The 21184-nt window shown below is 70.9% G+C and carries 16 protein-coding genes; 2 read left to right on the top strand and 14 right to left on the bottom strand.

The features are described from left to right. Positions 1-20: 20 nt before the first annotated feature. The 12 genes from AB0L56_RS12735 to AB0L56_RS12680 form a co-directional block, all read right to left on the bottom strand. A complete protein-coding gene (locus tag AB0L56_RS12735; RefSeq protein WP_365422263.1) occupies positions 21-575 on the bottom strand; it encodes a GNAT family protein in 555 nt (184 codons plus the stop codon). Next, on the bottom strand, positions 553-2799 hold the full coding sequence (locus tag AB0L56_RS12730) for an MMPL family transporter (RefSeq protein WP_365422260.1): 2247 nt from the start codon (positions 2797-2799) through the stop codon (positions 553-555). Before AB0L56_RS12730 ends, AB0L56_RS12735 begins: the two co-directional genes overlap by 23 nt. A 252-nt stretch (positions 2800-3051) precedes the next feature. Beyond that, positions 3052-4566 carry an Asp-tRNA(Asn)/Glu-tRNA(Gln) amidotransferase subunit GatB gene (gatB, locus tag AB0L56_RS12725; RefSeq protein ID WP_361024839.1) on the bottom strand — a complete coding sequence of 505 codons (1515 nt, stop codon included), beginning with the start codon at positions 4564-4566 and terminating at the stop codon, positions 3052-3054. Positions 4567-4582: 16 nt separating this feature from the next. Next, entirely contained in the window at positions 4583-4822 is a 240-nt protein-coding gene (locus AB0L56_RS12720; protein ID WP_361024842.1) for a hypothetical protein, read from the bottom strand. Next, positions 4819-6315, bottom strand: coding sequence for an Asp-tRNA(Asn)/Glu-tRNA(Gln) amidotransferase subunit GatA (gatA, locus tag AB0L56_RS12715; RefSeq protein WP_361024845.1), 1497 nt, complete (start codon positions 6313-6315; stop codon positions 4819-4821). Before gatA ends, AB0L56_RS12720 begins: the two co-directional genes overlap by 4 nt. A 6-nt stretch (positions 6316-6321) precedes the next feature. Continuing rightward, positions 6322-6618 (bottom strand): Asp-tRNA(Asn)/Glu-tRNA(Gln) amidotransferase subunit GatC, encoded by a 297-nt coding sequence (gatC, locus tag AB0L56_RS12710; RefSeq protein WP_125504077.1) that lies wholly within the window; start codon positions 6616-6618, stop codon positions 6322-6324. 795 nt (positions 6619-7413) lie between these two features. After that, positions 7414-9744: a bifunctional diguanylate cyclase/phosphodiesterase gene (locus tag AB0L56_RS12705; RefSeq protein WP_361024849.1), complete on the bottom strand. Its 2331-nt coding sequence runs from the start codon at positions 9742-9744 to the stop codon at positions 7414-7416. 259 nt (positions 9745-10003) lie between these two features. After that, positions 10004-12199 (bottom strand): NAD-dependent DNA ligase LigA, encoded by a 2196-nt coding sequence (gene ligA, locus AB0L56_RS12700; RefSeq protein WP_365422254.1) that lies wholly within the window; start codon positions 12197-12199, stop codon positions 10004-10006. Between the two features lie 14 nt (positions 12200-12213). Then, entirely contained in the window at positions 12214-13221 is a 1008-nt protein-coding gene (locus AB0L56_RS12695) for a methionine synthase (protein ID WP_361024856.1), read from the bottom strand. 137 nt (positions 13222-13358) lie between these two features. Next, entirely contained in the window at positions 13359-14057 is a 699-nt protein-coding gene (locus AB0L56_RS12690) for an SDR family oxidoreductase (protein WP_361024859.1), read from the bottom strand. A gap of 18 nt (positions 14058-14075) precedes the next feature. Then, positions 14076-14615, bottom strand: a complete 540-nt coding sequence (locus tag AB0L56_RS12685; protein WP_365422249.1) for a TIGR00730 family Rossman fold protein — start codon at positions 14613-14615, stop codon at positions 14076-14078. Next, the gene (locus tag AB0L56_RS12680; protein ID WP_365422246.1) at positions 14612-15415 is read right to left on the bottom strand and encodes a class I SAM-dependent methyltransferase; all 804 of its coding nucleotides are present in this window, start codon (positions 15413-15415) and stop codon (positions 14612-14614) included. The genes AB0L56_RS12685 and AB0L56_RS12680 overlap by 4 nt, the downstream gene beginning before the upstream one ends. 73 nt (positions 15416-15488) lie before the next feature. Between AB0L56_RS12680 and AB0L56_RS12675 the strand changes: the two genes are divergently transcribed. Together AB0L56_RS12675 and AB0L56_RS12670 are read left to right on the top strand one after the other, a co-directional pair. Further along, positions 15489-15812, top strand: coding sequence for a DUF427 domain-containing protein (locus AB0L56_RS12675; protein WP_365422243.1), 324 nt, complete (start codon positions 15489-15491; stop codon positions 15810-15812). An 80-nt stretch (positions 15813-15892) separates the two neighbouring features. Continuing rightward, the gene (locus AB0L56_RS12670) at positions 15893-16672 is read left to right on the top strand and encodes an alpha/beta hydrolase (protein WP_365422240.1); all 780 of its coding nucleotides are present in this window, start codon (positions 15893-15895) and stop codon (positions 16670-16672) included. Between the two features lie 36 nt (positions 16673-16708). Here the strand turns inward: AB0L56_RS12670 and AB0L56_RS12665 are convergent, their stop codons facing one another. Next, positions 16709-17452: a SprT family zinc-dependent metalloprotease gene (locus AB0L56_RS12665; protein WP_365422238.1), complete on the bottom strand. Its 744-nt coding sequence runs from the start codon at positions 17450-17452 to the stop codon at positions 16709-16711. Between the two features lie 53 nt (positions 17453-17505). After that, entirely contained in the window at positions 17506-21084 is a 3579-nt protein-coding gene (locus AB0L56_RS12660) for a type I restriction endonuclease (protein WP_365422235.1), read from the bottom strand. Positions 21085-21184: the final 100 nt, after the last annotated feature.

Below are 21184 nucleotides of genomic sequence, written 5' to 3'. Positions count from 1 at the left end.
GACGTTCTCTGAGAGCCCGCTTAATGGTCGCGTGCGCGCCACTCCGGGGCGAGCACGGACCAGACCTCCACGTCGTGACGCACCCCGTGGTGGAGATGGGCCTCGCGGCGCACGCCGTCGCGGGTCATGCCGAGCCGGCGGGCGACGTCGATGCTCGGCACATTGCCGGCCGCGGCGACCCATTCGACGCGGTGGATGCCGCGCTGCTCGACCGCCCAGTCGATGAGCACCCGCATCGCGCGGGTGACGAGCCCGCGTCCGGTGGCGGCGGGCTCCAGCCAGCAGCCGACCTCGCAGGTGCCGTTCTCGGCGTCGAAGTTCAGGGTGAGCACCCCGCCCACCAGCCTGCCCTCCAGCCACAGCCCGTGCAGGGAGGCGGTGTCGGCGGCGCGCCAGTCGGCGTATCTCTGGAGCACCTGCCGCGCACCGACCACGTCGGTGGCCTTGGAGCCGAAGGGCACGTACTGGTTGATGAACTCCCGGCCCCGGTCCAGGTGGGCGAGGAACTCCTCGGCGTGCCAGGGTTCCAGGGGGCGCAGTTCCGCTCCGTCGTCACCCAGTCCTATCGCGTACATCCCGCTGCCGCTCCTCCTCCGCCAGCACGTCCGCCACCTCGGCGTCCGTGGCGGCGGCCAGCTTCTCATGGGCGACGCGGCACTCGGGCGGCTCGATGCTGATCCGGGGCAGGATCCGGTCCAGCGAGCGCGGCAGCCACCAGTTGGCGCCGCCGAGGAGGTGCATGAGGGCGGGGACGAGCAGGGTGCGCAGGACGAAGGCGTCGAGGGCGACGGCTGCGGCGAGCGCGATGCCGAACATGGCGATCACGCGGTCGCCGCTGAGGACGAAGGCGAGGAAGACCGAGATCATGATCACGGCCGCGGAGTTGATCACCCGGCTGGTCTCCGCGAGGCCGACGCGGACGGCGCGCCGGTTGTCGCCGGTCTCCAGCCACTCCTCGTACATCCGGCTCACCAGGAAGACCTGGTAGTCCATGGAGAGCCCGAAGAGGACGGACACCATGATCACGGGGAGGAAGGGTTCGATGGGGCCGGCGCTGCCCAGGTCGAGCAGTTCGCTCCCCCAGCCCCACTGGAATATCGCCACGACGACGCCGAAGGCGGCGGCGACCGCGGCCACGTTCATCGCGGCGGCCTTGAGCGGTATGCCGATCGAGCGGAAGGCCAGCAGGAGCAGCAGACAGCCCAGCCCGATCACCACGCCCACGAAGAGGGGCAGCTTGTCGACGATGACGTCGGCGAAGTCGTCGTAGCCGGCCGTCACGCCTCCCACGTGCACGTCGAGTGAGGTCCCCGACTCGGCCCGCGGCAGCACGTCGTCGCGCAGCCGGTCGACCAGGTCACTGGTCGCCTTCGACTGCGGCGACGACTCGGGTACGACGGTGAGGTACGCGGTGTCGCCGCCCTGGCCGTAGGTGACCGGCGACGCCGACGCGACACCGTCGGTGGCGCGCAGGGTGCTGCCGAGGTTGTCGAGGGCGAGCCGGTCCTGGGCGCCGTCGACCTCGGTGACGAGGGTGAGGGGGCCGTTCACGCCAGGGCCGAAGCCGTCGGCGAGAAGGTCGTAGGCCTGGCGGGTGGTGGAGCCCTTGGGGTCGTTGCCCTGATCGGACGTGCCCAGGTGCAGCGAGAGGGTGGGCAGTGCGAGGGCGGCCATGACGACGACCGCGAGGGCGCCGAGCAGCTTCGGGTGGCGCTCCACGAACGCCGACCAACGGGCGGCGAACCCGGTCGGCATCTCCGGCTCGGGCCCGTGCTCCGCCAGCCGGCGCCGCTCGCGGCGGCTGAGCGCGCGCGTGCCGATCAACGACAGCAGGGCGGGCAGCAGGGTGACGGAGGCGGCGACGGTCAGCACCACGGTGAGCGAGGCGGCTATGGCGACGCCGTTGAGGAAGTTCAGCCGCAGGATCAGCATGCCCAGCAGGGCGATGCAAACGGTGGCACCCGCAAAGACGACCGCGCGTCCGGTGGTGGCGACGGCGTTGGTGGCGGCCTCGGTGACGGAGAGGCCGCGCTTCAGTCCGCGTCGGTGCCGGGTGACGATGAACAGGGCGTAGTCGATGCCCACGCCCAGCCCGATCAGCATGCCGAGCATGGGCGCGAAGTCGGCGACGGTCATGACGTGCCCGAGCAGCACGATGCCCGAGTACGCGGTCCCCACGCCGACCAGGGCGGTGGCGATGGGCAGCAGCGCGGCCGCGGGCGAGCCGAAGGCAAGCAGAAGAACGACCGCGGCGACCAGCACACCGACGATCTCGGCGGTGTGCCCGCCGGAGGACTCGCTCAGCTCGACGGCGCTGCCGCTCAGCTCGACGCTCAGTCCGTCGGTCTCCGCGCTCTTGGCCGTCTCGACAACGGAGGCGGCCTGACCGGCGTCGATGTCCTTGGCCTGGTCGTGGAAGGTGACCGTGGCGTAGGCCGTGCGGCCGTCCGGGCTGACCCGTCCGGCGCCCCCGTCGTCGTACGGGCCGCTCACGGCGGCCACACCGGGGAGGCCCTCGATCCGGTCCAGGGTGCGGGTCATGGTCTGCTCGACGCCGCTGTCTCTGACGCTGCCGGACGATGTGTGCCAGACCACGTTGTCGCTGTCGCCGCCGAGACCCGGGAAGCCCTCCTTGAGCAGCTCGGTGGCCCGCCCGGACTCGGTGCCGGGCACCTTGTAGTCGTTGGAGTAGGCGGAACCGGCGGCGAAGGCGCCCGCGGCGACCCCGCCGAGGGCGAGGAGCCAGAGCAGGACGACGACAAGACGGCGGTGGACACACCAGCGTGCAAGGGCTGCCACGAACGTGCTCCCAGAGGTGACTCGGTGTGGATCTTTGACCGGGAACAGTCGTGCAAGAACGAACAACCCGCAAAGAACGCATCAGCAATGCACTGACACTGTCGCAGGCAAAAATGATCCTTTGTCGCTTTCGTGGACTAACTCACATTTCCGGATGCGCACCCCACCGCCGCCCTGTCGGCGTCCTGATCGCACCACAGAGGGGACGCATCGACCCGATGCGTCCCCTCTGTTTGTCTCTCCGTGCGGAACTCAGTCCTCGCCCACGCCCAGCTTCTCCAGGATCAGCTCCTTCACGCGGGCCGCGTCCGCCTGGCCGCGCGTGGCCTTCATGACGGCACCGACCAGCGCACCGGCCGCGGCGACCTTGCCGCCGCGGATCTTCTCCGCGATGGCCGGGTTGCCGGCGATGGCCTCGTCCACGGCCGCGGTGAGCGCGCCCTCGTCGGAGACGACCTTCAGACCGCGCTTCTCGACGACCTCGTCCGGGGTGCCCTCACCGGCGAGCACACCCTCGATGACCTGGCGGGCCAGCTTGTCGTTCAGATCACCCTTGGCCACCAGCTCGGCGACCCGGGCGACCTGCGCCGGGGTGATCGCCAGCTCGTCCAGCGCCTTGCCGGACTCGTTGGCGCTGCGGGCCAGCTCACCCATCCACCACTTGCGGGCGGAGGCAGCGTCGGCACCGGCCTCGATGGTGGCGACGATCGGATCGAGCGCACCGGCGTTCAGGATCGCCTGCATGTCGGTGCCGGAGATCCCCCACTCCTCAAGGAGCCGGTTGCGGCGCACCAGCGGCAGCTCGGGCAGCCCCGCGCGCAGCTCCTCGACCCATGCGCGCGGGGGCGCCACGGGCACCAGGTCGGGCTCCGGGAAGTACCGGTAGTCCTCGGCCTCCTCCTTCACGCGGCCCGGGGTCGTGGACCCGGTGTCCTCGTGGAAGTGCCGGGTCTCCTGGACGATCGTGCCGCCGCTCTTCAGTACGGCCGCATGCCGCTGGATCTCGAACCGGGCGGCACGCTCGACGGATCGCAGCGAGTTGACGTTCTTGGTCTCGCTGCGGGTGCCGAACTTGTCGGCCCCCTTGGGCATGAGCGACAGGTTGACGTCGCACCGCATCTGGCCCATTTCCATCCGCGCCTCGGACACCCCGAGCGCCCGGATGAGCTCGCGCAGCTCACGGACGTACGCCCGCGCGACCTCCGGAGCACGCTCCCCGGCACCGACGATCGGCTTGGTGACGATCTCGATGAGCGGAATGCCCGCGCGGTTGTAGTCCAGCAGCGAGTAGGCGGCGCCGTGGATCCGGCCCGTCGCGCCGCCGACGTGCGTGGACTTGCCGGTGTCCTCCTCCATGTGGGCGCGCTCGATCTCCACGCGGAAGGTCTCACCGTCCTCCAGCTGCACGTCGAGGTAGCCGTTGAAGGCGATCGGCTCGTCGTACTGGGAGGTCTGGAAGTTCTTCGGCATGTCCGGATAGAAGTAGTTCTTCCGGGCGAAACGGCACCATTCGGCGATCTCGCAGTTCAGCGCGAGACCGATCTTGACGGCGGACTCGACGCCGATCGCGTTGACGACCGGGAGAGCGCCGGGCAGGCCGAGGCAGACGGGACAGGTCTGCGAGTTGGCGTCGGCGCCCAGCTCGGTCGAGCACCCGCAGAACATCTTGGTCTTGGTGCCGAGTTCGACATGGACCTCGAGGCCCATGACGGGGTCGTACGACGCGAGTGCGTCCTCGTACGACACCAGGTCGGTCGTGGTGGTCACGGTGAAAACTTCCCTCTCAGCCCAGCAGGACGTCGTCGTCGCCCAGCCGCTTCAGCTCGCGGTAGAGGATGGCGAGGCCGGTGACGATGGCGGCGGCGGACACGGTGGCGTCGATGAGGACCAGGGTGTCCTTCTCCAGCCGCGCCTTCTTGACACGCTTGGCGACGCCGATCGCGCCGAAGGCGGTGACGGCCATGGACAGGTACGTACCGGACTTGGACTTCTTGAAGCCCTTGGCCTTGGTCAGTGCACTCACAGCGACGGAGCCTCCTCGAGCAGCGGGTGGCCCCACTTTTCCACGAAGGCGGCCTCGACGGCGGCACCCACCTTGTAGAGGCGGTCGTCCTTCATGACCGGGGCGATGATCTGCAGTCCGACCGGCAGGCTGTCCTCGGGCGCGAGGCCGCAGGGCAGCGACATGGCGGCGTTGCCGGCCAGGTTGGTCGGGATGGTGCACAGGTCGGCGAGGTACATCGCCATCGGGTCGTCGGCGCGCTCGCCGATCGGGAAGGCGGTGGTGGGCGTCGTCGGGGAGACGATCACGTCGACCTGCTCGAACGCCTTGTCGAAGTCCTGCTTGATCAGCGTACGGACCTTCTGGGCGCTGCCGTAGTACGCGTCGTAATAGCCCGAGCTGAGCGCGTACGTCCCCAGCATGATGCGGCGCTTGACCTCGTCACCGAAGCCGGCCGCGCGGGTCAGCGAGGTGACCTCCTCGGCGGAGTGCGAGCCGTCGTCGCCGACCCGCAGGCCGTAGCGCAGGCCGTCGAAGCGGGCGAGGTTGGAGGAGCACTCGGAGGGTGCGATCAGGTAGTACGCGGAGAGCGCCAGGTCGAAGGACGGGCAGTCCAGCTCGACGATCTCGGCGCCCAGCTCCTTGAGCAGCTCGACCGACTCGTCGAACCGCTGGACGACGCCGGCCTGGTAGCCCTCGCCGCGGAACTGCTTGACGACGCCGACGCGCATGCCGGCCACGGACCCGTTGCGGGCGGCCTCGACGACCGCGGGCACCGGCTCGTCGATGGAGGTGGAGTCCATCGGGTCGTGCCCGGCGATCACCTCGTGCAGCAGGGCCGCGTCCAGGACCGTACGGGCGCAGGGGCCGCCCTGGTCCAGGGAGCTGGAGAAGGCGACCATGCCGTACCGGGACACGGCACCGTACGTCGGCTTCACGCCGACGGTGCCGGTGACGGCGGCCGGCTGGCGGATGGACCCGCCGGTGTCGGTGCCGATGGCGAGCGGGGCCATGTGCGCGGCCAGCGCGGCGGAGGAACCACCGCCGGAGCCGCCGGGGATCCGGGTGAGGTCCCACGGGTTGCCGGTCGGGCCGTAGGCGCTGTTCTCGGTGGAGGACCCCATGGCGAACTCGTCCATGTTGGTCTTGCCGAGGATGACGACGTCGGCGGCCTTGAGCCGCTTGGTGAGCGTCGCGTCGTACGGCGGGATCCAGCCCTCGAGCATCTTGGAGCCGACGGTGGTCGGGATGCCCTCGGTGGTGAAGATGTCCTTCAGCGCGAGGGGGACGCCGGCGAGCGGGCCGAGCTTCTCGCCCTTGGCGCGCTTCTCGTCGACGGCGCGGGCCTGTGCGAGGGCGCCCTCGCGGTCGACGTGCAGGAAGGCGTGCACCTTCTCGTCGACGGCCTCGATGCGGGCGAGGTGGGCCTCGGTGACCTCGACGGCCGTGAGCTCGCCGGAGGCGATCTTCGCGGCGGTCTCGGCCGCGGTGAGCCTGATGATGTGATCGCTCATGGCGGGTTACTCCTCCCCCAGGATCTGCGGCACCTTGAAACGCTGCTGCTCCTGGGCCGGGGCGCTGGAGAGCGCCTGCTCGGGGGTGAGCGAGGGACGGACCTCGTCCGGCCGCATGACGTTCGTCAGCGGGAGCGGGTGCGAGGTCGGCGGAACGTCTTGGTCGGCGACCTCGCTGACGCGGGCGACCGCGCCGATGATGTCGTCGAGCTGGCCTGCGAAGTGGTCGAGCTCTTCGGGCTTCAGCTCCAGACGCGCCAGCCGGGCGAGGTGGGCGACCTCCTCGCGCGTGATGCCAGGCATGCAGCGATCCTCTGGGGTGAGTGTGTGTGTTTTGGGTCCAATCCTATGGGGCGGGGGGCGGTGCCTGTGTAACCCATTCCGGGGGGCCGGTCATGGGGGGGCGCGTAGGCGCGCTGCAGCTCTGGGCTCGCACGGGCCCGGTGCAGGTGTGAACCGGGGGTGTTCCCGCACCCCGGCGCCCAGCAAGGTGCCCCGGCGGCGAATGCGAACCGGGGGTGTTCGCACACCCCGGCGCCCGGCGTGGGTTGCAAACCGGGGGTGTCCGCACAGCCCCGCACGGCGAGGTGCCCGGCGGCGAATGCGAACCGGGGGTGTTCGCACACGCCGGCGCCCGGCGTGGGTTGCAAACCGGGGGTGTCCGCACAGCCCCGCACGGCGAGGTGCCCGGCGCGAATGCGAACCGGGGTGTTCGCACACCCCGGCGCCCAGCGAGGTGCCCGGCGTGGGTGTGGACGGGGGGTGTTCGCGCAGCCCGACGCGTGCGGGGTGCCGTCGCGCCCACCCGTGCCGCCCCAGCGGCACGACTGCCCGCGGCTGTCGCGGCTGGCTGCCCGCGGGAGCGGCGGGGCGGCGGGGCGGTCGCTTCGCGGATGGCGGGCGGTCTCAGGTATGCCGCCTGCGGCGGGGAGGGGTCGGGGCGGGGGTGTTCGCCCGCAGTGGCTGGCGCGTCCGCGCCGTTCAGCTCCACCAACAAGGACAGTCGCGCCAGTCCGAGGACGGACACCCCCGACCCGGCCCCGCACCACCCACCCACCGTGGGCGACCGACAGCGGCGCCGCAGGCAGGAGGGGTCGGTCAGTCGTCGGCCGTGGTCGTCGCCGCCGGCAGGGCCGCGGCCGGGCGCTGCCAGCCCCGGGAGCCCCGGGCGAGGAGCCAGGCCGTCGTCTCGTCCGGCGGCATCGCCGCGGCGACCAGCCACCCCTGCACCGCGTCACACCGCAGATCCCGCAACCGCTCCCACGTCTCGTCGTCCTCGACGCCCTCCGCCACCACCAGCAGCCCCAGCGAGTGCGCCAGATCAACCGTGCAGCGCACGATCGCCGCGTCCTCGGTGTCCACCGCCAGCCGCGCCACGAACGACCGGTCGATCTTCAGCTCACTCACCGGCAGCCGCCGCAGATGCACCAACGACGAGTAACCCGTCCCGAAGTCGTCCAGCGACATCTTCACCCCGTGCCCCGTCAGCGCGTTCAGCGTGTCCGCCGCCCGCTGCGGATCCTCCAGCAGCACATGCTCGGTGATCTCCAGCTGGAGCGCTCCCGCCGGCACCCCGTGCCGCGCCAGCCGCGCCGCCACGGATCCGGCGAAGCCGGGCGTATGCACATCGCGCGGCGAGACATTGACGGCGACCGGCACGAACAACCCCTGCGCCCGCCACTCGGCGACCTGCCCGAGCGCGGTCTCCAGCACGTACTCGGTGAGATGCGGCATCAGCCCGGACGACTCCGCGATCGCTATGAACTCGTCCGGCGGCACCCTGCCCCGCTCCGGATGCACCCACCGCACCAGCGCCTCCAGCCCCGCGACCTGCCCGTCGAAGCGGACCTTGGGCTGGTAGTGCAGCTCCACCTCACGCGCATCCAGCGCCCTGCGCAGATCACCCAGCAGCCCTAGCCGGTCAGGTGTGTTGGAGTCGCGCTTGGACTCGTACGCCTCAACCCCCGTACGGTCCCGCTTGGCCTGGTACATCGCCACGTCCGCCCGCCGCAGCAACCCCTCGGCGTCCACCGCATGGTCCGGGAACACAGCGACTCCCGCGCTCGCCTCCAGGACCAGGGTGAGGCCGTCGAGGTCGAGCGGGGAGCTGAGGGCGGCGACGAGGCCGCGGGCGACGCGGGTCGCGGATGTCGTGGAGTCGGCGACGGGCAGTAAGACGGCGAACTCGTCACCGCCGAGCCGCGCGGCCTCCGCCCCGCGCGGCAACGCGGCTCTCAGCCGGTCGGCGATCTGCAGCAGCAGCCGGTCACCGGCACGATGCCCGAGCGTGTCGTTGACCGACCGGAACCGGTCCAGGTCGATCAGCATCAGGGCGGCGCGCGCCCCGATCCGCTCGGCATCGTCCAGCGCGGTCCAGATCCGCTCCAGCAGCCACTGCCGGTTGGGCAGCCCGGTCAGCGGATCGCGCAGCTGCTCCTCGGCCCGCGCGCGGGCTATCCACAGGGTGGAGTCGAGCGCGATCAAGGGGATGGAGAACAGCGGCAGCAGCACGGGTTTGGCGTCGGCGACGACACACACCAGGGGCGCTATGCCGAGCAGGGCGACGGCGACGAGCCCTTGCCGCATCAGGGCGGTACGGGCCACGGTGGGCAGCCCCTCGCGCGGGGTCCGCAGGTACCACAGCAGACCGCGGGTGACCGCGAGATAGACGACGGCGACCAGCACCACCCCGGGCGCGGTGTAGAACGTCCAGGTGTCCGGGGTCGACGGCGACTCGACGGACGGCACACAGCCGAACGCGGCCAGTACCAGCGCCCCGGCGCCGATGCCGAGCAGATCCACCGCGCCGTGCAGCACGCCCTGCCGCCAGCGGCCCCGCCGGGCGATGCCGACCAGCACGACGACGGTGAGGCTGACCATCCCGGCCGCGACCCAGCCGTACAGCAGCAGCACGGCCAGTGTGAGCGCGGCGCCCGAACCGGTGCCGCCCCACCAGCGCGCCCGTCCCAGCATCACCAGATGCCCGACGATGATTCCGGTCAGCACGGCCAGGCACCAGCCGACCGTCCCGGACGGGAACAGCGCGCGCCCTTCGGTGAACGCCCGCAGAAACCCCGCACCCAGGACGAACCCGCCCGCGGCGACGACGGCGGTGGGCAACGCGGGCCAGGAGGCGTGCCGTTCAGCCTCGCCCAACGAACCGGCCGCCGAACCACCGGAACCGCCCACCGAACTGGACAGCCCGGGACCGCACCCAACGCCCAACTCCCCGACGCCCGCCCCCCCGACACCGCGCCCGTCCGCGGCACCCGCCCCGGCGCGCCCCTGCGCCCCCGGCTGCCCCGCGGCCCGCCCGTCCCCCCGCCCGCGCCGCCATGCGACCGCGATGCGGCGCAGGCGCACCCGCAGGCGCAGCCGCATGCGCAGCCGCAGCCGTGAGCCCGGAGCGGCGCTCTCGGTCGGTTCCATTCCCGTCCCTCTCACAGCCGGCGGTGCCCACGCCACGCGGCCCGATGCCCGACAACTCTCAGCGGCTCCGCGGTGGAAAGCCCCTCCCCGGACCCTTCACAGGTACGGGGTTGCCCCGACCGCAACTGGGCACGGCAGGCGCACATCTCAACAGTAGGCCGCAGAAGGCTTCCACGGGCACCGGTCGCGGACGGTTGCCCGAATGCGCCCCAGCCACCCGTATGCATCTGGTATGCGCCGATCGGGTGTGCTTCAACCGCTACTCCTCGGCCGAAAGAGCGACCTCGGCCGCGGCCTTCGGGCCCTGCTCGAGAAGGATGTTGAAGCCCTCTTCGTTCAGAACCGGCACCTTCAACTGCATCGCCTTGTCATATTTTGACCCGGGATTATCACCCACCACGACGAACGACGTCTTCTTGGACACCGATCCGGTCACTTTGGCCCCCCGGCTCTGGAGTGCCTCTTTCGCGTCATCGCGGGTGTAGTTCTCGAGAGTTCCGGTCACCACGACGGTGAGCCCTTCCAACGGACGCGGCCCCTCGTCCTCCCCCGGCCGCTCGTCCTCCATGCGGACACCGGCCGCTTTCCACTTCCGGATGATCTCGCGGTGCCAGTCCTCGGCGAACCACTGCTTGAGCGAGGCGGCGATGATCGGGCCGACGCCCTCGGCGGCCGCGAGCTCCTCCTCGGTGGCCTGCTCGATGCGGTCCATGGAGCGGAACTCCCGGGCCAGCGCCTCGGCGGCGACCGGACCGACATGACGGATCGACAGGCCGGTCAGCACGCGGGCCAGCGGACGGTTCTTGGCCGCCTCGATGTTCTCCAGCATCGCGATCGTGTTCTTCTTCGGCTCGCCCCGCTGGTTGGCGAAGACCCTGACGATCTTCTCCTTGCCGGTCTTCGGGTCTCGCTTGGGCAGCCCGCTGTCCTGGTCGAGAACGTACGCCTTGATGGGCAGCAACTGCTCGACGGTGAGGTAGAAGAGGTCGCCCTCGTCCTTCAGCGGCGGCTCCTCGGGCTCCAGCGGCTGGGTCAGCGCCGCCGCGGCGACATAGCCGAGGTGCTCGATGTCCAGCGCCTTGCGCCCGGCGAGATAGAACAGCCGTTCCCGCAACTGGGCAGGGCAGCCACGGGCGTTCGGACACCGCAGGTCGACGTCGCCCTCCTTCATCGCCTTCAGCGGCGTACCGCACTCGGGGCACTCGGAGGGCATCACGAACTCGCGCTCGCTACCGTCCCGCAGGTCGGCGACCGGTCCGAGGATCTCGGGGATCACGTCACCGGCCTTGCGCAGCACCACGACGTCACCGATGAGCACGCCCTTGGCCTTGACCACCTCCTGGTTGTGCAGGGTGGCGAACTCGACCTCGGAGCCGGCCACGGTCACCGGCTCCACCTGTGCGTACGGCGTGACCCGGCCCGTGCGGCCCACGCCCACCCGGATGTCGACCAGCTTGGTGTTGACCTCCTCCGGCGCGTACTTGTACGCGATGGCCCAGCGCGGGGCGCGCGAGGTGCTGCCGAGGCGCCCCTGCAGCGGGATCTCGTCGACCTTGACGACGACGCCGTCGATCTCGTGGTCCACGGAGTGCCGGTACTCGCCGTAGTAGGCGATGAACTCCCGTACGCCGGAGAGGTCGTCGACGACCCTGTAGTGCTCGGAGATGGGCAGACCCCAGGCCCTGAGCAGCTCGTAGGCCTCGGAGAGGCGGGTGATGCCGTTGTAGCCCTCCAGGACACCGATGCCGTGCACCACCATGTGCAGCGGGCGGCTCGCGGTGACCCGCGGGTCCTTCTGGCGCAGCGAACCGGCCGCCGCGTTGCGCGGGTTGGCGAACGGCTTTTCGCCGGCCGCGTTCAGCCGCGCGTTGAGCTCCTGGAACTTCTCCATCGGGAAGTAGACCTCCCCCCGGACCTCCATCAGGTCGGGCACCTTGTCGCCCTTCAGCCGGTCCGGGACGTCCGCGATGGTGCGCACGTTGGGCGTGATGTCCTCGCCGGTGCGGCCGTCGCCGCGGGTGGCCGCGCGGACCAGCCGCCCCCGCTCGTAGGTGAGGTTGACGGCGAGGCCGTCGACCTTCAGCTCGCACAGGAAGTGGAACTTCTGGTCCCCGAGCTCCTTGTGGATGCGCTCGGCCCAGGCGGCGAGGTCCTCGTCGTTGAAGGTGTTGTCGAGGGAGAGCATGCGCGAGATGTGCTGCACGGAGGTGAACTCCGTCTCGTACTGCCCGGCGACCTTCTGGGTCGGCGAGTCCGGGGTGCGCAGCGCCGGATACTCCTCCTCCAGCGCCTCCAGTTCGCGCATCAGCTGGTCGAATTCGGCGTCGCTGATGATGGGGGCGTTCTTCACGTAGTACCGGAAGCGGTGCTCCTCGATCTGCTCAGCGAGCCTGGCGTGCTTCTCCCGTGCCTCGGCGGGCACGCTCGTCGTCTCCGCTTGCTTGTCGCCGGCCACCGTGTGTCCTCCCGTTACTCTGGGTTGTCCGCGAGGGATCTCGCCGCCCGGACGCAGTGTGCGTAGGCCGCGCGCGCGTACGCGGGGGAAGCCCCCGCGAGCCCGCACGCCGGGGTGATCGTGACCGCCTCCGGGAGGAGTCCCGGCCGCAGCCCCAGCCTGCGCCAGAGTGTCCTGACACCCATGACGCTACTCCCCGGGTCCGACAACGGACCGTCCGTCCCCGGGACGACACCGGCGAGCAGCCGGGTCCCGCTCTCCACGGCTTCCCCGATCGCCTCGTCGTCACGCTCGGTGAGAAGGGAGAAGTCGAAGGAGACCCCCGCCACGCCCGCCCGGCGCAGCAGGGCGAACGGGACGTCCGGTGCGCACGAGTGGACCACGACGGGCCCGTCGTCGTGCACCTCGATGACGTCCCGCAGTGTGGCCTGAACGATCTGCCGGTCCACCGCGCGGTGGGTGCGGTAGCCGCTCGCCGTCCGCACCTGGCCGCGCAGTACGGCGGTGAGGGACGGTTCGTCGAGCTGCAGGACGAGCTGCGCGCCGGGGACGCGCCGCCGCACCTCGTCAAGGTGGAGGCGGAGTCCTTCGGCGAGGGAGGCGGCAAGGTCGCGGCAGGCGCCGGGGTCGGAGAGGGCGGCCTCGCCGTTCCTCAGCTCCAGGGCGGCGGCGAGCGTCCACGGGCCGACGGCCTGGACCTTCAGCGGGCCCTGGTAGTCCTGCGTGAACTCCTCCAGGGCGTCGAGGTCCTCGCCGAGCCAGGAGCGGGCGCGCCTGGTGTCGCGGCCCGGGCGGTCGCCGATGCGCCAGCCGCTGGGCTCGACGCGGGCGTACAGCTCTACGAGCATGCCTGCGGTTCGGCCGATCATGTCCGCGCCGGGGCCGCGGGCGGGGAGTTCGGGGAGGTGCGGGAAGTCCTCGAAACTGCCGGTGACGGTTTTGGCGGCTTCTCGGGCGTCGCCGCCCGGCAGGGAGCCGATGCCGGTGGCCGGGCCGAAGCTGAACTGGCTGTTTTCGCTCACACGAGAAGCGTACGCAGGGTCGGCCGGGGTGGTTTTCGCCCCCGCCGCCCCTTCCCGTCCCGTCCCCGGGGGCTGCGCCCCCGGACCCCCTTGTCGGCCCTTCGGGCCTCGTCCTCAAACGCCGGACGGGCTCATTGCTACCGCCCCGGGCGTACCGTGAGGTCGTTGATCTCCGCGTCCCTCGGGAGGTCCAGGGCCGTCAGAATCGTCGTGGCGACCGACTCCGGGTCGATCCACTGGCCTGGGTCGTACTCCTTGCCCTCCTGGCGGTGGACCTTGGCCTGCATGGGGCTGGCCGTGCGGCCGGGGTAGATGGAGGTCACCCTGATGCCGGCCGCGTGCTCCTCGTGGCGCAGGGAGTCGGCGAGGGCCTTGAGGCCGTGCTTGGAGGCCGCGTAGGCGGACCAGCCGGCGTGGGCGCTCAGACCGGCGCCGGAGTTGACGAAGATCACGTGGCCGCGGCTCGCGCGGAGCTGGGGCAGGAAGAGGCGGGTGAGCTCGGCGGGCGCGACGAGGTTGACATCGAGCTGGTGGCGCCAGGTCTTCGGGGTCAGCTCACCGACGGGAGCGATCTCGACGACACCGGCGATGTGGAGCAGGGAGTCCACGTGGTCGGGGAGCGACTGGTGGGAGAAGGCCCAGCTGAGCCTGTCGGGGTCCGTGAGGTCGCCGACGAGGGTGCGGGCACCGGGGAACTCGGTCGCGAGGTCCTTCGCCCGGCCCGCGTCGCGCGCATGGAGCACGAGTTCGTCCCCGCGCGCGTGCAGACGGCGGGCGACGGCCGCGCCGATGCCGGAGCCCGCTCCGGTGATCACATGGGTAGCCATGTCCGCCATGCTCGCATCACCGGGCGCTCATTCCACGCCGAGGCTCTCCTCCAGGTAGGCGAGCGCGCCGACCGGCTCCTCGGCGAAGAACACCAGGTCGGTGAGCGGTCGGGGCAGGAAGCCCTCTTCGTCCATGCGGCGGAACTGTTCCTTGAGTCCGTCGTAGAAGCCGGCGGTGTTGAGCAGCACCACGGGCTTCTCGGTGTGGCCGTGCTTCTTCAGCTCGAGGATCTCGGTCGCCTCGTCGAGGGTGCCGGTGCCGCCCACCATGATCACGACGGCGTCCGCGTTCTCCAGCAACAGGCGCTTGCGCTCGGCGAGGTCCTTGGCGATGACCATGTGGTCGACGCCACGGCGCGCCTTCGCCGCGAGGAACCCCACCGAGACGCCGAGGAGCCGGCCGCCCGCATCCTCCACCCCGTCGGCGACGACCTTCATCAGCCCGACGTCGGAGCCGCCCCACACCAGGGTGTGTCCGCCCTTGCCGAGCAGCCGGGCGAAGTCCCGCGCGGGGCCCGTGTAGCGGTCGTCGAGGTCGGCGGCGGAGAGGAAGACGCAAATGTTCACGGACCTACAGTACGGGCCCGGTCGGACACCGCGGTGAGCCGCATCTTCGACTGCCGGTGCGGCAGCTCCTCCCAGTCCTTCATGAACTCGGCTGCCAGACCGTACCGGGCGGCCAGTTCCGCCAGCGTCTCCGTGCGGTAGTAGAAGTCCTCGTGCAGCACCTGGTGCTCCTCGCCCTCCGTGCGATCGAACGTGAAGTCGAAGAACCCGCCGGGCGCCAGCACCCTGCCGACGTGCGCGAAGCACTCCTCGATGACGTGCAGGGGCGAGTGCGAGAAGACGCTGTGCGCGTGGACGACGTCGAAGTGGCCGTCGGGCAGGAAGGCGAAGGTGAGGTCGTTCGCGAGGGTCAGGTGGGGCAGTTTCGCCTGGAGCCCCTCCCGTACGAGGGTGTCCTGGGCGGCGATCAGGATGTGCGGCGAGATGTCGATGCCGTAGTAGTGGCCCGGTTCCAGGTGGTCGATGAACAGCCGGCCCGCGCGGAGGTTGCCGCAGCCGATCTCCAGCATGCGGTGGTCCGGGCGCAGACCGTGTCGCAGCAGGTAGTCGAACTGCATCCGGCCGATGCGCGCCCATTGCTCGCGGGAGGGGTTGTGACCCACGGCCGCCTCGGCGCTGCGGGCCGCGTCGGAGGCCATCACCGCGCGGTAGTACGCGATGTGGTCGCGGTGCCGCAGCCGCAGCCAGGCGTCGCGCAGGGCGCGCCGCGCGTGGGCGGGGACGCGGCGCGGATGGCCCAGGGCGTAGCGGGCGCGGTGGGCGAGGGTTCCCCGGTTTCTGCGGGTGTCCGTGGCTCCCATGGCGCCTCCTCGGGAAGAACTCGGCTAAAGCCTGCGCTGTAACTGGCGAGTCGGCTACCCGGAAGGAGCGATCGTGACCAGAGGCCATCGCATCACCGTGGAACCGAGTGAACGCCACGTGCGCGTGGTGCACGGCGGGCAGCTCCTGGCGGAGAGTGACCGCGCGCTCGTGCTGCACGAGACGGGCTGTACGCCGCGGTACTACATCCCGCCGGAGGACGTGCGGCTCGAACTGTTGACGCCCTCGGACACCCGCACGCACTGCCCGTTCAAGGGCGACGCCTCCTACTGGTCGCTGCCGGACGCCGCGGACCTGGTCTGGGCGTACCGGGAGCCGAAGGCTGACGTCGCCGCGATCAAGGACCACCTCTGCTTCTACGAGGTGGAGACCGGCTGATCGCCGGGAAGGGTTGCAATCGGCGAACGCGCCGCCCGCCTCCCCGATGAAATTCACGCCGTGCGGCAGTCTGGTGTGACATGGACAAGAACATCACGTCGCGAGACGGCACTCCCCTGGCGTTCGAGAGCGCCGGGCGGGGTTCCACGATCGTCCTCGTCAGCGGGGCGATGTCGACGGGCGCCACGGTGGCACCGCTGGCGGCTCCCCTGTCGGAGCGGTTCCGGGTGGTGGTCTACGACCGCCGGGGCCGGGGCGCGAGCGGCGACACGCCGCCGTACGCGGTCGAGCGCGAGGTCGAGGACCTGGCGGCGCTGATCGAGTCGGTGGGCGACGAGGCGGCGCTGTACGGCATCTCCTCGGGCGGCGCGCTGGCGCTCCGGGCCGCGGCGAGCGGGCTGCCGGTGCGCCATGTCGCCGTGTACGAGACGCCGTACGCGATGTCGGAGGACGATCTCACGGAGCGCGCGCGGTACACCGACCAGCTGACGATGGCGCTCGCGGAGGGGCGGCGCGGGGACGCGGTGGAGCTGTTCCTGCGGCTGACAGGGCTGGACGAGGCGGTCATCCAGGGCGCCCGGCAGTCCCCGATGTGGACGGGGATGGAGGCGTTGGCGCCGAGCCTCGCGTACGACGACGCCGTGATGGGCGACGGGAGCGTGCCGCGCGAGCTGCTGTCGTCGATCGGTGTGCCGGTGCTGTCGATCGCGGGGGACGCGAGCCCGGCGTGGATGCGCGAGGCCGCGCGGGCGATCGCCGAGTCGGTCCCCCGGGGCACGTACCGCGCGCTGGAGGGTCAGACCCACATGGTCGAGCCGGACGTCCTGGCGCCGGTGCTGGCGGAGTTCTTCGCGCGGTGAGCTGTGTGGGTGCGGTCCGCCGACAACACGGACGTGCTACTTCACCGCGCCACGCCACAGCTCGGGTTCCTGTTCCGCGAAACGGCGTTCGCGCTCGTCCGCGTCGGGCAGCGTGCGCCGGACCAGCGCGCGGAACGCGGCACCGTGCCCGGGCGTCCGCAGGTGGCACAGTTCGTGGACGAGAACGAGGTCGACCAGCGCGGCGGGCAACTGCAGGACGGCCCAGTGGACGGTGATCGTGCCGTCGGGGGTGCAGGCGCCCCACCGGTAACCCAGGTCGCGTACTTCCAGTGCCTTCGGTGACACCCCGATCGTTCCGGCGTACGAGGGCGCGCGTACGGCGAGCCACCGGCCTCCGCACGCCCTGTACCACTCGGCGATGGCCTTCCCGCCTGCCCGCCGGTGGGCAGGCCGGGGCAGTTCGAGCCAGCCCTGGTTCAGGCGCACCCGCCGCCCCTCGCCCGCCGGGACGATCCGCAACCGGTGCCGACGGCCGAGGTAGGCGAAGCCCGTCCCGTCCACCAGTTCCTTGGCCTGCTCGGCGGGGCGCTCGCTCCGGCGCCGTACCTCGTCCGCGAGCCGGGGCAACCGGGACCGCACGGCGTCGGCCACCTCGCGGGGATCGGCGTCCGGCGGCACGGCGAAGCGCACGCCGCCGTCCGGGGCGACGTCGATGCCCAGGGTCCGGCGCCGGGGACGCACGACGAGCTCCCACTCCCACTCGTCGGGGAGCGGCAGCGCGGCGATCGCCTGCTGGGCGGGATGGACGGGGCCGGTCACCCGCCATTCCTACCACCGCGCGGGAAGGCCCGGGTGAGGGTGGTCCGTGGCGGTCAGCCGGTCCGGCGCCGGTAGCGCAGGAAGTCGGCGTGCCGGTCGCGGGCGAGCTCCACCAGGTGTCCGGCGAGTGGGCCGCCCCGCTCCCAGTCCACGTGCAGGTTCTCCTCCAGGTGGACGCGCAGTTCCCGGCGCACCCTGATCTGGGTGTCCGCGAGGACGACGAAGTCCTGGGAGCCGACGAGCCGCGCGATCTCCGCGGTGAGGTCGAGGGTCCCTTGGAAAAGGTCCACCCCCTCCGGCGTTCCGGTCTCCTCGAACGCGTCCTTCAGCAGCCTGTGGACCGGTTGTTCGGTCCATCGGTCGAGATCGCGCACCCGGTCGTCCCTGGGGCCCACGTAATCCCCGTCCTCGGCCGCGAGGACATCGGTGCGCAGGGCCGCGAGCGCGGCCGCCGCCTGTTCGAAGTCGTCGCCCATCTGGCGGACGATCTCCTCCAACCGGGCGCTGAACCGCTGGTGGAGCGTGCGGTCGGAGCCGAGGCGGGCGTCGATGTGGAGCCGGATCCTGCTCCTCATGTAGTCGGTTCTGGTCCGGGGGTCCGGGTTGGCGTCCACCCGCTCCATGAAGTCCGCCGCCGACAACTCGACCGACGGTACGCGCTCCTCGATGCCCGAGACCCGCAGGTGGCGGGAGATGAGCCCGCGCACCTTGGCGCCGTAACGGCGTGGGCTGAAGTCGTCGCGTCCGTCCAGGTAACGCTGCCGGGCCAGGTACTGGACCTCGCCCAGCAGGCGCGCGTCGGTCTCGTACTTCAGTGCGGCAGGCCTCGGCAGTACGGCGTTGAGCGCGGTCAGGAAGTCGCGTACGAGTTCGTCGAACTCGCCCAGCAGCAGGGGGTCGGCGAGCGAGGCGAGCAGGTCGTCGCGCTGCCGCTGGTCGGCGAGCGAGGTGACGCCCCGGTCCGCGAGGAGTTCGGCGATCTGTTTGCGCAGGTCGGCCAGCCGGTCGTCAGCGGCGGCCTCAGTCTCCAGCCACATCCGGTCGCGGACCGGCTGGTCACCGGTGTAGTCCGGCCTGAGATGGTCGAACGACGGGTCAGCGTAACCGTACACAGCCCGCAGATGGGCCAAGTCATACTCGTCCATGGACCGGGAGAGTTCGGTGCCGACACCGATGTAGTCGACGACCTGTCCCCATTGCTTGTGCGGGTAGATCCGGTTGGTACGGGCCACCGCCTGGAGCAGTCCGACACCAGAGAGCGGATTGTCCAGGTAGAGCACCTGCTCGACGGGAGCGTCAAAACCGGTGAGCAGCATCGACTGGACGATGAGGAAGGCCATCGGTTTGTCCGGATCGCCACCCCCGGCCCCCCGCCCGCCGCCACCGATCTCCGGCCGTATGCCGGCGTCCCATGGGTCACCCCACCCACGACCTCTGCCGAAGGTGGTGCCCGCGGGTCGTGCGTGCGCCGATACCTCCCAGGAGGGGTCGGCCGCAGCCGCATGAGGGTCACCGAGACCCTGCTTGAAGCGAGCGGTGTGGGCATCCTGCCGAGACTTCGCTGTCCAGGTCTGCCACCCCTTCGGGTCTTTCGGCTGGCCGGATGAGGCCTTCGAGATGACCACCGCCGCGTCGATGGAGCGGAGCAACGGAAGGTGAGGCAGGAGATCGAGTAGTTCCTGCTCTTCGGGGGAGGCAGAATCGTAACCGCTCGGGTCGTACACCATACTGGGGTTCAACTGTTCGATTCGAGCGACGAGACGGTCGAGGGCCGCGAGCAGCGCCGAGTGGTACATGACGGCCGCCTTCCGGGAGACAGTGGCGATCTGCGCACTGAAGCGGTCGGGAAGCGCCGTCCGCGCCCAGTGCCGCAGTATGTGCTCGGCCTTGTCCGCGATCACCGACGGCGTTTCGAGGACCTCCTTCCTGCGGGCGAATTTCCGCAGGATCCGTTCCCGCTGTTCCGGGTCGGCCGGCACCTCCACGTCGAAGGACGCGTCTAGGACGGCCTTCTCTATGACCTCCAGGCGCACGCTGTGGGCCTCGTAGCGGACGGGGACGACGGCCCGGTCGATCTCGGCGTCGCGGAGGGTGTAGGTGTCGGTGAAGCCACCAAAGACGTCCTCGGTGGTCTTGCGCGCCTTGCTGAGAATGGGGGTGCCGGTGAAACCGACCAGGACGGCGTTCGGCAGCATGGCGCGCAGCCGGGCGTGCTGCCAGGCGTGGTGCCCCCGGTGTGCCTCGTCGACCAGGACGACGATGTCGTGCCCGGGGTTGGCGACGTGATTCTGAACCACATCCTGCTCGTCCGGCGTCTCGGCGAGCTTCTCCTCGCGGCCGTCCCAGGCGGTATCGTCCCGGCGCGCCTTCTGGAGCATCACCAGGGTGACGTCGGGGACGTCGACGGCGAGGTACTTGCGGGCCCGGGGGACCGAGCCTGAGCGGTAGATCTTCTCCTCGGCGGCGGCGAGGCTGCGCCGGATCTGCTTCTCCAGGTCGATGCGGTCGGTGACCACGACGACCTTGTGCCCGCGCAGGTCCTTGGTGCTCCTGAGATGGCGGACGAGGAAGGCCATGGTGAGGCTCTTGCCGGAGCCCTGGGTGTGCCAGACCACCCCGCCGCGCTGGTGGACGTCCTCCCCCGCGTCGAGGGCCCGGCGGCGTTCGCGGAGCGTCGCGGCGATCGCGTGGACCGCCCGGAACTGCTGGAAGCGGCCGACGGCCTTCACGGTGCGTGAGCCGTGCCGGGTCTCGGTCGTGAAGTCCCTGACGAGGGTGAGGAGGTGGGCGGGCCGCAGGACACCGGCGACCAGTGTCTGCTGCGCCGAGAGCTCCCGGTCCTCCGGGACCCCGGCCTCCGGCTTGACCTCCGTCTCCCGGGCAGGTGCCACGGTCCGCCAGGGCGCGAAGTGCTTGGCCTCGGCGGTGACGGTGCCAAGTTCGGCGTGTGTCCAGTCGGTGCCGACGAGCAGCTGCGCGGAACGCATGAACTCGGCTACGGGGGCAGTGGCGTCCGTGCCCGCGTAGGCGATGACCTCCATGACCGCCTGGTCGAGGGCGAAGCGCGCGTTCTTGCGGCCGGTGGTCACGGGCGCCTTGCACTCGACGACCACCCAGGGCAGGCCGTTCACGAACAGCACCATGTCGGGGGTAGCGGCCGGCGCACCGGGACGTTCCACCCGGAACTGGGAGACGGCCAGGAAGTCGTTGCCGTCCTCGAAGCGCCCGTCCCAGTCGACGAGCCGGACGTGCTCGGGGTCGCCCTTGGTCCAGCCGGGGATCGTCCGGGCAGGAATGCCCTCCCTCAGCAGCCGGGTGACTTCTAAGTTCGCGGACACTCCTCGCCCGGCCGCGCCCTGGCCGGGGGCGGTGCCGCGTACGCGGGCCAAGATGTGGTCGAGCTGCTGGGCGGTGAGCCAGGAGGTGCCGTCCTCCGGGCGAACGTTGATCCGGGCCACGGCGTTACGGAACCGGTCCGCGTAGATGACGTCGGTGAACGACCTGCGCCCGGAGTCCTCGGGCCGGGTGGCGGGTTGTCCTGGGGGCGCGCCCCTCAGGTGTTCCCACCCCATGGCTTCCAGCTGCTCGATCAGCGGCCGTTCGACCTTCACGTACTCCGGCTGTTCCGCCACCGGCTCCCCTTGCCCCGCCCGTCGCCGTACGCACCGCCCACACCATCGTGAACAGAGGTGCGGACCAGCCTACCCGCGCAGGTGGTTGACGTCAGGAAGA

The sequence above is a fragment of the Streptomyces sp. NPDC052079 genome (assembly GCF_040680275.1).
GTDB lineage: Bacteria > Actinomycetota > Actinomycetes > Streptomycetales > Streptomycetaceae > Streptomyces.
Note: the sequence above shows the minus strand (reverse complement) of the source record. Positions and strands in the feature narration are given on the sequence as shown.